The sequence below is a fragment of the Enterococcus sp. DIV1758 genome (genome assembly GCF_051711985.1).
In the GTDB taxonomy this organism is placed as follows: Bacteria; Bacillota; Bacilli; order Lactobacillales; family Enterococcaceae; genus Enterococcus; species Enterococcus faecalis.
On record NZ_JBIOOA010000001.1, the window covers coordinates 601,565 to 615,109 of the forward strand.

Genomic DNA, 13,545 nt, shown 5'->3' on the forward strand with positions numbered 1-13,545 from the left:
AAGTTTATCAAAAAGAAGGTACACTTTATGATAGGAAAAACTTGTGAAAAATTAACTTGTTCGCTTGTATTTTACCACTAAAAATGGTAAATTATGAATCGGCCTTATTTTACAGTGTTAAATTGGTGAAGTCAATGAGCAAATTGATTTTTTTGTAATGGGGAAGAATTCGCAGACCAACACTGAAGAAGCAGGGAACTATTTTAAGAAAGTAGGGATAAGATGGACCTTATTATTCAACACGCCAAAAAATACAAAGGCTCGGTAGTTATTGCCTTGTTGGCGGTGATCGTAATGGTTGTCTCAGCACTTTGGCAACCAAAATTGTTACAACAAGTGTTGGAAGCAATTATGAATGATGATAGCGACAAAATGAAAAACTTAGGGATTCAATTAATTGCCATTGCAGGATTAGGACTCGTTGCAGGGGTTATTAATACAATTTTTTCTGCCAAAGTTGCCCAAGGTGTCAGTGCTGACATTCGTGAAGCAACTTTCCGCAAAATCCAAACCTTTTCATTTGGCAATATCGAAAAATTTTCAGCAGGTAACTTAGTTGTTCGTTTAACAAATGACGTTACTCAAATTCAAAATGTCATTATGATTGCGTTGCAGACACTATTTAGAATTCCTTTTTTATTTATCGGGAGTTTTATTTTAGCGATGCTAACCTTACCGCAACTATGGTGGGTGATTGTTGCACTTGTCATCGCAGTTATTTTGATTTCTATGCTGTCCTTTTCGCAAATGGGCAAGCATTTCATGATTATTCAAAACTTGATTGATAAGATTAATGGCATCGCAAAAGAAAATTTGTTAGGCATTCGTGTCGTCAAATCATTTGTTCAAGAAAAAAATCAATTGTCACGTTTTACAAAAGTGAGTGAAGAATTAACCACCCATAACTTAATCGTAGGTAGCTTATTTGCTGTGATGATTCCAGCGTTTATGTTGGTGGCGAACTTAGCCGTTGTAGGCTCGATTTTCTTTGTGAGTAACTTAGTCAAGGACGATCCAACTTTAATCGGTGGTGTCGCTTCCTTTATGAACTATTTAATGCAAATCATGATGGCGATTATTATCGGCGGAATGATGATGATGATGACTTCTCGTGCCGCTGTTTCCATTAAGCGGATTAAAGAAGTGATGGAAACAGAACCAGATGTTACTTACAAAAAAGTCCCAGAACAAGAGTTAATTGGTAGTGTTGAGTTTGATCACGTATCTTTCCGTTATCCTGGGGATGAAGAAGATACCTTGAAAGACATCTCTTTCTCTATTCAGCCAGGTGAAATGATTGGGATTGTGGGCGCAACTGGCGCTGGTAAATCTACATTGGCACAATTAATTCCACGTTTGTTTGATCCAACAGAAGGAAAGATTGAAGTTGGTGGTGTCGATTTACGAGAAGTGAACGAACACAGTCTACGAAAAACAGTTTCCTTTGTGTTGCAAAAAGCAATCCTGTTCTCTGGGACGATTGCACAAAATCTACGCCATGGTAAACGTGACGCTTCTGAAGCGGACATGGAACGGGCTTCAGGCATCGCCCAAGCCAAGGAATTTATTGAAAAATTAGCAGAAGGTTATGATGCACCCGTCGAAGAACGGAGTAATAACTTCTCTGGTGGCCAAAAACAACGGTTATCAATTACTAGAGGTGTGATTGGTGAACCTAAAATTTTGATTTTAGATGATAGCACCAGCGCGTTGGATGCTCGTTCGGAGCGGTTAGTCCGAGAAGCGTTGGATAAAGAGTTAAAAGAGACTACCACGATCGTTATTGCCCAAAAAATTTCTTCTGTTGTCCATGCAGATCGTATTTTAGTATTGGATAATGGACGTTTAGTCGGGGAAGGCACGCATGAAGAATTAGCAGCTACGAACCCCGTGTATCAAGAAATTTATGAAACTCAAAAAGGAAAGGAGGAAGCTTAATGACTGATTTAATAAAAGCTAGTAAATTTTTCTATCATTATTTAAAACGTTACAAAGTTTCTTTCCTCTTTATTTTCTTAGCAATTTTCGCAGCGACTTATTTACAAGTCAAAGCGCCGCAATTCGTTGGGGAAGCTATTCAGGAATTAGCGAAATATGCGGTTAATGTGATGCAAGGAAAAGACGATAAAAGTGCGTTCGTTTCTGTCATTTGGAAACTACTCATTTTTTATGTCTTAACTAGTGCCGCTAGTTTCATTTATAGTATTCTCTTTACACAAGTCGTGGGGAAATCGACGAACCGCATGCGGATTGGTTTGTTTAACAAACTAGAAAAATTGACGATTCGTTTCTTTGATTCTCATCAAGATGGTGAAATTTTAAGTCGTTTTACTAGTGACTTAGACAACATCCAAAACAGCTTAAACCAAGCGTTGCTACAAGTATTAACCAATATTGCCTTATTGGTTGGTGTCTTAATCATGATGTTCCGTCAAAATGTGGAACTGGCATGGGCTACAATTGCTTCTACGCCGATTGCGATTTTAATTGCGGTCTTTGTGATTAGCAAGGCGCGCAAATATGTCGATTTACAACAAGATGAAGTGGGGAAATTAAATGGCTATATGGATGAAAAAATTAGTGGGCAACGTGTGATTATCACTAATGGCTTACAAGAAGAAACCATTGACGGCTTTTTAGAGCAAAATGAAAAAGTTCGTGCAGCTACGTATAAAGGTCAAGTGTATTCAGGATTACTTTTCCCAATGATGCAAGGAATGTCATTAGTCAATACGGCAATTGTTATTTTCTTTGGTGGTTGGTTAGCAATCAATGGCTCTGTTGATCGTGCCGCTGCGTTAGGTTTAGTCGTTATGTTTGTCCAATATTCTCAACAATATTATCAACCATTAATGCAAATTTCTTCAGGTTATAGCATGATTCAATTAGCTGTTACAGGCGCTCGTCGTTTAAATGAGATGTTTGATGAACCAGATGAAATTCGTCCCGAAAATGGCGAAAAATTAGAAGAGATTAACAAAGCTGTAGCTTTAAATCATGTTGTTTTTGGCTATAATCCAGAAACACCTGTGTTGAAAGATGTTTCTATTCATGTGGATAAAGGTGAAATGGTCGCTTTAGTTGGACCGACAGGCTCAGGAAAAACAACGATTATGAATTTAATGAATCGCTTTTATGATGTGAATGAAGGCGCCGTGACGTTTGATGGTGTGGACATTCGTGAAATGGATTTAGATAGCTTGCGTTCACATGTAGGCATTGTTTTGCAAGAGTCCGTTCTATTTTCAGGAACAATTCGTGAGAATATTGCTTTTGGTAAGCCAGAGGCCACGGATGAAGAAATTGTTCAAGCAGCGAAACAAGCGAATATCCATGAATTTATTGTAAATCTTGAGCAAGGCTACGATACTGAGATTACGGAAGAGAATAATCTTTTCAGTACGGGACAAAAGCAATTAGTAAGTATTGCACGAACGATTATTACCAATCCAGAATTATTAATTTTGGATGAAGCAACAAGTAATGTTGATACAGTAACAGAAGCCAAAATCCAAAAAGCGATGGACGAAGCAATTAAAGGGCGCACCAGTTTTGTGATTGCCCATCGTTTGAAAACGATTCTAAATGCGGATCGGATTATTGTTTTACGAGACGGTGAAGTCATTGAAGAAGGTAACCACCATGAACTAGTTGAACAAGATGGATTTTATGCGGAACTTTATAAAAATCAATTTGTTTTTGAATAAGTTGAAAGAGGTCGGAACAGAAGTGTTTAACTCCGAGAAATAAGAAGGAATTTCCGAAAATTGTTCTATAATTTTTGGAGAATTTCGGCTTATTTCCGAAGGAGTTGCTTCTGTTCCCGCCGTTTATCAATTTTTAAGCCTGGAACAAAAATTCAAAGTGATTTTTGTCCCAGGCTATTTTTTCTATGCTAAATAGAAAAAGGAGATATATCAATGGGGAAAATGAGGAATGTACGACAATTACGGCGCACGTTTTTGGTGCTAAATACTTTATTTGTACTGAGTGTATTCAGAGAGAATCAATGGACAAAATCGGCACTACTTTTTTGGTTTTTGGCTAATAGTTTTTTATATGGACTGCAGTGGTTGATTTATCTTGGGGGCGAAAAAGGCTGGCTGACACATCTGCAGCGGTGTTATTATTGCGCGGTTCTTCTCCAAATAGCAGGCACATTGATTGTATATTTTTCGTTTTTTGTATAAAGGTCTCTCGTTTCTTGCCGGAGAATATGCTAAAATAAAAAGCAGCAGGGGGCGAGAAAACCATGGAAAAGCCAAATAAACGCAAAGCTGATTTAGAACGTACACGGCAAATTATTTTGTCTGTCGCTTCTGAATTATTCATGACAAAGGGGTTCAAAAATACCTCCACTCGTGAAATTGCTTTAAAAGCGAACATTACCCAACCGAATCTCTATCACCATTTTAAAAATAAAAAAGAACTGTATTTAGCTGTGATTGAAGAATTAACGTCCCGTGTTCAGGAAGAATTAGTCCCAATTGTTTCTGGAAATGCATCAGTAGAAGAAAAACTTTATCAATTAATCAAAGTTTTGTTAGATGAACATCCGACCAATCTTTTCTTAATGTTGAACGACATGTTTCAAGAAATGGGCCCTGATTACAATCGTACGCTGTATCAAATTTTCAAAAAAACCTATATCAATAATATTGCGGCTGTTTTTGAAAGTGAACCTGAAACCAATTGCTTACAAGAGGGCATCAGTGTAGATGATGCAACTCGGTTTATTTTATATAACGTTAGTGCATTATTAAGTATTGAAAAAACGTACCAGCGGAAAACAGTGGATGACGATGTCAAAAAATTCATTCAATTTATGCTACATGGCGTTCTGAAAAGTCACAAATAAAAAATAGAGAAGCCCTGTTGAAAAACAGACTTCTCTATTTTTTTGTAAAATTCACTTATCAATCGATAAACAATTATTGATTTATCGATTGATAAGTGATATAGTTTATTTCGAAAAGAAGAAAGAGGTGAACCATTCATGTTTTTAGGATTTAATGAAATGAAGTATTCAAAAGGACGGTACGTCCTTGTAGTCTTAGTAATGGTCTTGATTGCTTGGTTAATTTTTATTTTGTCAGGTTTAGCGAACGGTTTAGCTCAAGGAAATCGTTTAGCGGTAGATCAATGGCAAGCGAATCAAGTGGTTTTATCAAAAGAGGCCAATAGTAATTTAAATGTATCAGTGTTAGATGAAAACGTGAAAGAAACGATTTCAGGAGGCAAAATTGCACCGATTGGTCAACAGTCGTTAGCTATCCGCCCAGCAGATGACAAAAAGGCTGAATTAACGAATGTTAGCTTATTTGGGATTGAAAAAGAAAGTTTTTTAATGCCAAAAGTGATTGAAGGAAACGCATTTACTGATAAAAATCAAGTGATTGCTTCAGAAACATTGAAAAATCAAGGATTTAAAATTGGCGACAAATTAACTGCAGGGAAATATGATGAGCAATTAGAAATTGCCGGCTTTATTTCTAAAAGTAGCTATAACATTGTGCCGGTTATTTACACTTCTCTGGATACTTGGCGGTCAATTAAATATGGTGACAATCCAGCAATGGCCAAAATGGTTAATGGTTTCATTGTTCGCAGCAAGGACAACGCGGAAGTTAAAACGACTAATAAAGACAGCCAAGTTCTTTCAATTTCAGATTTTATTGAAAAACTGCCAGGATACAGCGCTCAAAACTTGACCTTGGATGGCATGATTTATTTCTTGATTGTGATTGCAGCGTTCATTATCGGTATTTTTATCTTTGTGATGACTTTACAGAAAACAGCAATGTTCGGTGTCTTAAAAGTTCAAGGGGTACCGACAAGTTTCTTAGCAAAGGCAGTCATGCTACAAACCGCTTTATTGGCTGTTCTAGGCGTGGCGATTGGTCTTGCTTTAACGGGAATTACCGTGCTCTTTTTACCAGAAGCGATGCCTTATGCAACTAATGGACCACGCATGATTTTGTTTAGTGTACTATTGATTTTATCTGCATTAATTGGCGGGGCATTTTCAATTCGAACGATTGCTAAAATTGATCCGTTAATCGCGATTGGAGGTTAAAGACATGGCAAATGTTTTAGAAATGAAAAATATTTATAAAAAATATGGTGAAAAACATACAGAAGTGATCGCGTTAAAAGAATTATCTTTTGCGGTTCAGCCAGGTGAATTTGTCGCAGTAATTGGTCCTTCTGGTTCTGGTAAAAGTACCTTTTTAACGATTGCAGCTGGTTTACAGGCACCGACAAGTGGTGAAGTCATTGTTGGCGGGCAATCACTAAATAAGTTAACGAAAAAACAACGTTTGGCGCAACGTTTTCAAAAAATCGGCTTTATTTTACAAAGCTCTAATTTGGTGCCATTTTTAACAGTGGAAGATCAATTTCACTTAATTGAAAAAGTTGATAAGTCACGTAAAAATAGTGAATTAAAAGAGCAATTGTTAGAGACGTTGGGTTTAAAAGAATTACGAAATAGTTATCCTCGTGATCTCTCTGGTGGGGAAAGACAACGGGTAGCCATTGCGTGTGCATTGTATCATGAGCCAGACGTAATTTTGGCAGATGAACCAACGGCTAGTTTAGATACAGAAAAGGCGTTTGATGTTGTCCAATTACTAGCGAAAGAGGCCAAAGAGAAAGATAAAGGGATTATCATGGTGACACATGATGAGCGTTTGTTGAAATACTGTGATCGAGTGGTTCGTATTCGTGATGGTGAATTGACAGAGTAACAAAACAAATAAAAGAGAACATGATCGGATTGCTGGAGACAATCCGATCATGTTCTCTTATTTCTTTTCAATACAGAAAAGAACAGGTGGCTGATTTTTTTGATTGATAAACTCATAACGTAAGACACTGTAAACATCTTGTGGTAAGGCTTGCGTGTAATTCGTGACCAAATCAAGTTCCTCTGAACCACCTTCGTGGCCATAATAAACGACTAAAATAATGCGACTTCCTTTTACCAAATGAGGCAGTAACCCATCTAACGCCTGTTTAGTCGTAGTGGGTTTTGTAATAATTTCCTTATTACTTTTAGGTAAATAGCCTAAGTTAAAAATAGCGGCAGTGATTTCTGTTTCTTCATCTAGGACAGCATGAAGATGTTCATGTCCTAATGGAAATAACGTAGTTTGTGGGAGTAAATTAAGTTCTGTTAACTTTTGTTCTGTATTGATCAACGCTTCTTTTTGGATATCAAAGGCGAAAACTTCACCAGAAGGGCCAACCAGCTCTGCTAAGAATGCTGTATCATGACCATTTCCCATTGTTGCATCAATGACGAAGTCGCCAGGTTCCACCACTTCTTTTAAAAGTTGGTGACTAAAATGTAGGGCTGTTTGTAGCATTAATTGAAAACTTCCTTTCCTGAAATGACAGTATATTTTCCTTGATAACTGTTGCGGCGTTTCATTTCCGCATCAATCGCATTGAGGACTTCCCATTTTTTCAAGCTCCACATCGGTCCGATAATTGTTTCAAAGGGGGCATCGCCTGTTAAGCGATGAATAACAATTTCGGGTGGAATCATTTCTAACTGATCACAAATCACTGAAACATAGGCTTCTTTGCTCATCAATTGTAAGCGTCCTTCATTATAATCTCGCATCATTTTGGTATTTGTCATTAAATGAAGTAAATGCAGTTTAATCCCTTGGATATCTGAATCCTGAATAGTTCGCCGCACATTTTCGCGCATCATGGCAGGTGTTTCACCAGGTAGCCCGTTAATTAAATGTGTACAGACCCGAATCCCGTGTTTCCGTAATTTAGCCACGCCATCTAGATATGTTTGATAATCATGAGCGCGATTAATGGCAGCGCTAGTTTCCTCAAATGTGGTTTGCAAACCCAACTCTACCCATAAATAAAAGCGTTCATTTAATTCGGCTAAATAGTTCACTACCTCATCAGGCAAACAATCAGGACGGGTACCAATGGATAAACCAACGACGCCTTTTTCATTGACTACTTGTTCAAACCGATGACGAATAACGTCAACGGGCGCATGTGTATTGGTGAAATTTTGGAAGTAAACAATGTATTGATCGACAGTTGGCCATTTTTGATGCATCAATTGGATTTCTTTTTGAAATTGAAGCGGCAGGGGATCGCTAGGTGCAACAATCATGTCGCCTGATCCAGAAACACTACAGAACGTACAACCACCTTTGGCAACCGTCCCATCACGATTGGGGCAATCAAAGCCACCATCAATTGGCACTTTAAAAATCTTTTCACCAAACTGTTGACGAAGTGCATAGTTCCAAGTGTGATAGCGTTTATTTGGATCATCTGAATAAGGAAAAATTTGCATAATCAAGACTTCTTTCTAGCGTTGTTTGCTTTGAAATCGCCAAACAAAGCGTTTTTCTAAATAAATAGGGTAACTTAATAACAACCAAGCTAAACCAAGACAAAAACCACCTAAGATATCGCTAGGGAAATGGACACCTAAATAGATTCGACTAACCCCAATCATGAAAATCCCAATACCTAGTAAAATTTGCACACAAAGGCGGACCGTTTTATTTTTAATGAAAATTGGCAGAATCAATAAAATAGTGCCGTAGAACAAGGTACTTCCTACAGCATGTCCGCTAGGAAAACTATACGTATGTTCAGTTACTAAATGCTCCAAAGTAGGACGTTGGCGCATAAAGAATAATTTTAATAAAGAATTACCTACGCCAGCAATTAAGGCAGTATTAATAAAGAGCCATAATGCTTCAGCATAATATTTCCAAACAATAAATAGGGCAATGACAACGATCGCTAAGATGATAATCGTCAATGAATTGGCAAATTTGGTGTACCAAATAAAAAAGTTATTTAGCTGTGGAAAAGGACGACGAACAAAAGAAGTAATCGTTTGATCAAAGCCTCTGAGCCAGGTTGGATAAAAACGAACAACATAGCCTAAAAACATAAATACTAAAAGAAAACAACTACCTGCAAATTGATAATAAAGTTTGTTTTTCATAAAAAATCCTTTCAAAATTTAATCGCAACAATCCGTATTATACCATCAAAAGGGTAAAAAATTAAAAGATAATTTCATTGCCTGATTGGAGGGTATACAGATATTAAAAAAGTTCTGGCACCACAATCTCTCATTGTGGTGCCAGAACAGATGTTTTAAATGGCACATGTTTATTGATTATCATCATCAGGAGTATCAACGGTAATATCGCCGAATTCGCTAGAAAGGTTAAACTCTGTATCCGCACGACCATTCTTATAAGATGTTCGCTCTTTGTTTAAAAGTTGAACATCGCCTAATTTTGATTCACCTTTGATTGAAATGTTACGCAAAATTTCTCCAGAATTTACATAAATGTCTCCATGGACAAGAGCGACAGTTAATTTTTTAGGCACAGCAGGCATGTCTAAAGAAAAATCACCATTTTCACTTGAAAAGTTAGCTTCTCCTTTGAAATCATAGACGCTAATATCGCCATCTGTCGTTGTTGCTTGGATGTTTCCACGAGCATTTTGCACTCGAATATCACCAGAAGTAGTCGTATTTTTGATTTCATCGAAATAGGCTGAATCCAACGTTATATCGCCGTCAGTGGTTTCAACTGTTGCTGTTTTAGCGGAAGTATCCGCTGAAAGGTAGATACCATCTGAAGAGTTAAGCGTCATTTTTTTGGCTTTAACGCCCGATAGACTAACATAAGAATTTGGTAGATTAGTTGTTAATTCGTCTACGTTAAAAGCATTCAATGAAACTTGTGAATGGGTTGAGCCATCAATCACTAACTTTTTCACATTATTAGGAATCTGGACACTCACGTTCGGTGTGAGGTCATTAAAAATGCCAATATTAAAAAATGACAACTCGGGTTGGTTTTGTGTACGAGTGGTATTGATGGTTGCTGTTATTTTATTTTTTTCTTCTTTGACATCTAAGGTGCCTTCAGCTTTTGAATAAAAGGCATTATTCGGTGATCGTAATCCCATGTTGTTACTATCAGTTTTATAAATGGTATAAGGGCCTTTGCCTTTTAAGGATAAGTGAAGTTCTTCGCCTGCTTGTTTATTTTTTAGTGTATAACTTTCTTTTAGCGGTGTGACTGATTTTTCCGCTTGCTTGTAATAATAGACGGCGCCAGATCCACCAATTAGCATCGCTAAGACAGCAATGGATAAGAGAATCCCTGTTGTTTTTTTCATTAGATATCACCTCGTAAAACAGCAATGTTCCATTGGAAATAACGCTTAAAGACATGTGCTGAAAATTTTAAAATTGGTAGAAACAGTAACCAACCAATGATTGATGCACCAAATAAAAAGAGACTCATAGATAATTGGAAAAAGGAAGCGGCATTTGCTTGGGTAATAACACTATAAATACCATAAATTGGTGAAAATAAAGTTGCAGCTCCGGCAATGCCACAACCGACGTACATTAAGGCAATCCCTAAAATAACCCAAAACATGAAGAAAAAATTTAAACAGAAAATACCAAGCACTTGGAAAAATCGGGTTAGCGGCCGATGCTGTGGTCGTTGATAGTAAGGAGAATCATTATCATAGTAAAATTCAGATTCTTCTTCATAGGGATGATCATAAGCAGGTGTAGCCGCTGGAATTTCTTGCCAGCCATTATTTTCAATTTTTCGTTCCGTCAATTCGATGCCTTGTTCTTTTAAAATTTCTTCTGCGATAACTCGTGGTTTCCCCAATGATTTTGCCACTTGTTCTTCTGTTTCGCCTTCCGCAACACGAGCATCAAATAACGCCTTGTATTTCGCAAGAATAATAGCTTGATCTTTTGGATTTAATGCTTTTAAATAAATTTTCAGCTCAATAATAAAATGTTCTTTATTCATTCCGCTCCCTCTTTCTACACGATTCATTTCTCATCTTAAACTATAATTTCTTTTTGGGCGAATAACAAGAGGAATTAAAAAAATCAGACTAAGGTAAAGAAGCGTCTACAACTAAAGTCGCAGTTTTTTCCGAGTAGTAACAAGAGAGTAAATCTATGTTAAAAAACATTACTTCTTTACAATCTAGTTACAGTAATATGAAATTTTGTTGAAGTGTTTTTAATTCGTCAGAAAAAAAGGTATACTTGTTATAATAACAAAACTAAAAAATTACATTTACATATAAGTTAAAAAAGGAAAGTTGGGGACGTATCAATGAAGAAAGAATCAATGTCACGTATCGAAAGAAGGAAAGCACAACAAAGAAAGAAAACGCCAGTACAATGGAAGAAAAGCACTACTTTATTCAGCTCGGCGTTAATTGTTTCATCTGTAGGAACGCCCGTTGCGTTACTACCAGTGACTGCTGAGGCAACAGAAGAGCAGCCAACAAATGCAGAAGTTGCCCAAGCATCTACTACGGAAACTGGCTTAGTAGAGACACCAACAACAGAAACTACGCCAGGAACTACGGAACAACCGACAACGGATTCGGCAACAACGACTGAATCGACAACTGAATCATCAAAAGAAACACCAACAACACCAAGCACTGAGCAACCAACAGTTGATTCAACTACACCTGTGGAATCGGGAACGACTGATTCTTCAGTAGCAGAAATCACGCCAGTAGCTCCTTCAACAACCGAGTCTGAAGCAGCGCCTGCGGTTACACCCGATGATGAAGTAAAAGTACCAGAAGCTAGAGTAGCTTCTGCGCAAACTTTTTCAGCATTATCACCGACGCAAAGTCCTTCAGAATTTATTGCCGAGTTAGCTCGTTGTGCACAACCTATTGCGCAAGCCAATGATTTATATGCATCAGTGATGATGGCTCAAGCAATCGTTGAAAGTGGTTGGGGAGCAAGTACGTTATCTAAGGCACCAAACTATAACTTATTTGGGATTAAAGGCAGCTACAATGGACAATCTGTCTATATGGATACATGGGAATATTTAAACGGCAAATGGTTAGTGAAAAAAGAGCCTTTCCGTAAATATCCTTCTTACATGGAATCATTCCAAGATAATGCGCACGTGCTAAAAACAACTTCTTTCCAAGCGGGCGTTTACTATTATGCTGGAGCTTGGAAAAGCAATACAAGCTCGTACCGCGATGCAACTGCTTGGTTAACAGGTCGTTATGCGACAGATCCTAGCTACAATGCTAAATTAAATAATGTCATTACCGCATATAACTTAACTCAATATGATACACCATCTTCTGGTGGGAATACTGGGGGCGGAACAGTTAATCCAGGAACAGGCGGCTCTAACAATCAATCAGGAACGAACACCTACTATACTGTAAAATCAGGAGATACCTTGAATAAAATTGCCGCGCAATATGGTGTGAGCGTTGCTAATTTACGTTCATGGAACGGCATCTCTGGCGATTTAATTTTCGTTGGTCAAAAACTCATCGTGAAAAAAGGTGCTTCAGGTAACACTGGTGGCTCAGGTAACGGTGGTTCTAACAATAATCAATCAGGAACGAACACGTACTATACTGTAAAATCAGGGGATACCTTGAATAAAATTGCTGCGCAATATGGTGTGAGCGTTGCTAATTTACGCTCATGGAATGGCATCTCTGGCGATTTAATTTTCGTTGGTCAAAAACTCATCGTGAAAAAAGGTGCTTCAGGTAACACTGGTGGCTCAGGTAACGGTGGTTCTAACAATAATCAATCAGGAACGAACACGTACTATACTGTAAAATCAGGGGATACCTTGAACAAAATTGCCGCGCAATATGGTGTGAGCGTTGCTAATTTACGTTCATGGAACGGCATCTCTGGCGATTTAATCTTCGCTGGTCAAAAAATTATTGTGAAAAAAGGTACTTCAGGTAACACCGGCGGCTCAAGCAATGGTGGTTCTAACAATAATCAATCAGGAACGAATACGTACTACACGATTAAATCAGGGGATACCTTGAACAAAATTTCTGCACAATTCGGTGTTAGTGTGGCTAACTTACAAGCCTGGAATAACATCAGCGGTAGTTTGATTTTTGCTGGTCAAAAGATTATCGTGAAAAAAGGCGCTAACTCAGGTTCAACGAATACGAACAAGCCTACGAATAATGGTGGTGGTGCGACAACATCTTACACGATTAAATCAGGCGATACGTTGAATAAAATTTCTGCACAGTTTGGCGTGAGTGTTGCTAATCTACGTTCATGGAACGGGATCAAAGGCGATTTAATTTTTGCTGGTCAAACAATCATCGTGAAAAAAGGCGCTTCTGCAGGTGGCAATGCTTCTTCAACAAATAGTGCATCAGGCAAACGCCATACAGTTAAAAGCGGTGATTCACTTTGGGGCTTATCAATGCAATACGGAATCAGCATCCAAAAAATCAAACAATTAAATGGCTTAAGCGGGGATACAATTTATATTGGTCAAACTTTAAAAGTTGGTTAATTTAAGATTGAAAAAAATAGCTATCTTTGGTAACATGAGTCTTATAATAGAAAAAAACAATGAGAAGGAATAGTAGAAAGAACCATGTGATAGAGAGCGTATGGCTGGTGGAAATACGTACAGAAGCTTTTGAACTCGCCTTTAAGTTACTTTTTTG

Annotated in this window: 11 protein-coding genes and 1 other annotated feature (1 of these 12 running past the window's edge); of the genes, 6 read left to right on the forward strand and 5 right to left on the reverse strand. The window is 37.7% G+C overall.

Translation table 11 applies throughout. From position 1 onward, the window contains the following. The first annotated feature begins 222 nt into the window (after window positions 1-222). The 5 genes from erfC to IGJ52_RS03110 all read left to right on the forward strand — a co-directional run bounded on the left by erfC (window position 223) and on the right by IGJ52_RS03110 (window position 6,749). Window positions 223-1,938 carry a multidrug ABC transporter ATP-binding protein/permease ErfC gene (erfC, locus tag IGJ52_RS03090; RefSeq protein WP_002355662.1) on the forward strand — a complete coding sequence of 572 codons (1,716 nt, stop codon included), beginning with the start codon at window positions 223-225 and terminating at the stop codon, window positions 1,936-1,938. After that, the gene (gene erfD, locus IGJ52_RS03095) at window positions 1,938-3,707 is read left to right on the forward strand and encodes a multidrug ABC transporter ATP-binding protein/permease ErfD (RefSeq protein ID WP_002358756.1); all 1,770 of its coding nucleotides are present in this window, start codon (window positions 1,938-1,940) and stop codon (window positions 3,705-3,707) included. Before erfC ends, erfD begins: the two co-directional genes overlap by 1 nt. A gap of 545 nt (window positions 3,708-4,252) precedes the next feature. After that, a complete protein-coding gene (locus IGJ52_RS03100; protein ID WP_438791893.1) occupies window positions 4,253-4,858 on the forward strand; it encodes a TetR/AcrR family transcriptional regulator in 606 nt (201 codons plus the stop codon). A 138-nt stretch (window positions 4,859-4,996) separates the two neighbouring features. After that, complete coding sequence (locus IGJ52_RS03105; protein ID WP_010707811.1) at window positions 4,997-6,076, forward strand: ABC transporter permease; 1,080 nt, start codon at window positions 4,997-4,999, stop codon at window positions 6,074-6,076. A 4-nt stretch (window positions 6,077-6,080) separates the two neighbouring features. Then, a complete protein-coding gene (locus IGJ52_RS03110) occupies window positions 6,081-6,749 on the forward strand; it encodes an ABC transporter ATP-binding protein (RefSeq protein ID WP_002363221.1) in 669 nt (222 codons plus the stop codon). Between the two features lie 57 nt (window positions 6,750-6,806). Here IGJ52_RS03110 and IGJ52_RS03115 read toward each other — a convergent pair whose 3' ends face one another. The 5 genes from IGJ52_RS03115 to IGJ52_RS03135 form a co-directional block, all read right to left on the reverse strand. Further along, entirely contained in the window at window positions 6,807-7,370 is a 564-nt protein-coding gene (locus tag IGJ52_RS03115; protein WP_002368069.1) for a class I SAM-dependent methyltransferase, read from the reverse strand. Continuing rightward, window positions 7,370-8,338 (reverse strand): TIGR01212 family radical SAM protein, encoded by a 969-nt coding sequence (locus IGJ52_RS03120; protein ID WP_002355668.1) that lies wholly within the window; start codon window positions 8,336-8,338, stop codon window positions 7,370-7,372. The genes IGJ52_RS03115 and IGJ52_RS03120 overlap by 1 nt, the downstream gene beginning before the upstream one ends. Before the next feature lie 15 nt (window positions 8,339-8,353). Then, window positions 8,354-9,004, reverse strand: coding sequence for a phosphatase PAP2 family protein (locus IGJ52_RS03125; protein ID WP_002394236.1), 651 nt, complete (start codon window positions 9,002-9,004; stop codon window positions 8,354-8,356). Window positions 9,005-9,174: 170 nt separating this feature from the next. Then, window positions 9,175-10,200 (reverse strand): DUF4097 family beta strand repeat-containing protein, encoded by a 1,026-nt coding sequence (locus IGJ52_RS03130; RefSeq protein WP_002420084.1) that lies wholly within the window; start codon window positions 10,198-10,200, stop codon window positions 9,175-9,177. Next, a complete protein-coding gene (locus tag IGJ52_RS03135; RefSeq protein WP_002381265.1) occupies window positions 10,200-10,859 on the reverse strand; it encodes a DUF1700 domain-containing protein in 660 nt (219 codons plus the stop codon). Before IGJ52_RS03135 ends, IGJ52_RS03130 begins: the two co-directional genes overlap by 1 nt. A gap of 315 nt (window positions 10,860-11,174) precedes the next feature. Here IGJ52_RS03135 and IGJ52_RS03140 point away from each other — a divergent pair, with 315 nt between their 5' ends. After that, a complete protein-coding gene (locus tag IGJ52_RS03140; protein ID WP_438791894.1) occupies window positions 11,175-13,388 on the forward strand; it encodes an autolysin in 2,214 nt (737 codons plus the stop codon). A 50-nt stretch (window positions 13,389-13,438) separates the two neighbouring features. Next, window positions 13,439-13,545, forward strand: a binding site (T-box leader) (it continues 126 nt past the right edge of the window).

Bases quoted from the DNA above. Each gene is read 5' to 3' on its own strand.
- erfC (WP_002355662.1), top strand. From the start codon at position 223: ATGGACCTTATTATTCAACACGCCAAAAAATACAAAGGCTCGGTAGTT.
- erfD (WP_002358756.1), top strand. From the start codon at position 1,938: ATGACTGATTTAATAAAAGCTAGTAAATTTTTCTATCATTATTTAAAA.
- IGJ52_RS03100 (WP_438791893.1), top strand. From the start codon at position 4,253: ATGGAAAAGCCAAATAAACGCAAAGCTGATTTAGAACGTACACGGCAA.
- IGJ52_RS03105 (WP_010707811.1), top strand. From the start codon at position 4,997: ATGTTTTTAGGATTTAATGAAATGAAGTATTCAAAAGGACGGTACGTC.
- IGJ52_RS03110 (WP_002363221.1), top strand. From the start codon at position 6,081: ATGGCAAATGTTTTAGAAATGAAAAATATTTATAAAAAATATGGTGAA.
- IGJ52_RS03115 (WP_002368069.1), bottom strand. From the start codon at position 7,370: ATGCTACAAACAGCCCTACATTTTAGTCACCAACTTTTAAAAGAAGTG.
- IGJ52_RS03120 (WP_002355668.1), bottom strand. From the start codon at position 8,338: ATGCAAATTTTTCCTTATTCAGATGATCCAAATAAACGCTATCACACT.
- IGJ52_RS03125 (WP_002394236.1), bottom strand. From the start codon at position 9,004: ATGAAAAACAAACTTTATTATCAATTTGCAGGTAGTTGTTTTCTTTTA.
- IGJ52_RS03130 (WP_002420084.1), bottom strand. From the start codon at position 10,200: ATGAAAAAAACAACAGGGATTCTCTTATCCATTGCTGTCTTAGCGATG.
- IGJ52_RS03135 (WP_002381265.1), bottom strand. From the start codon at position 10,859: ATGAATAAAGAACATTTTATTATTGAGCTGAAAATTTATTTAAAAGCA.
- IGJ52_RS03140 (WP_438791894.1), top strand. From the start codon at position 11,175: ATGAAGAAAGAATCAATGTCACGTATCGAAAGAAGGAAAGCACAACAA.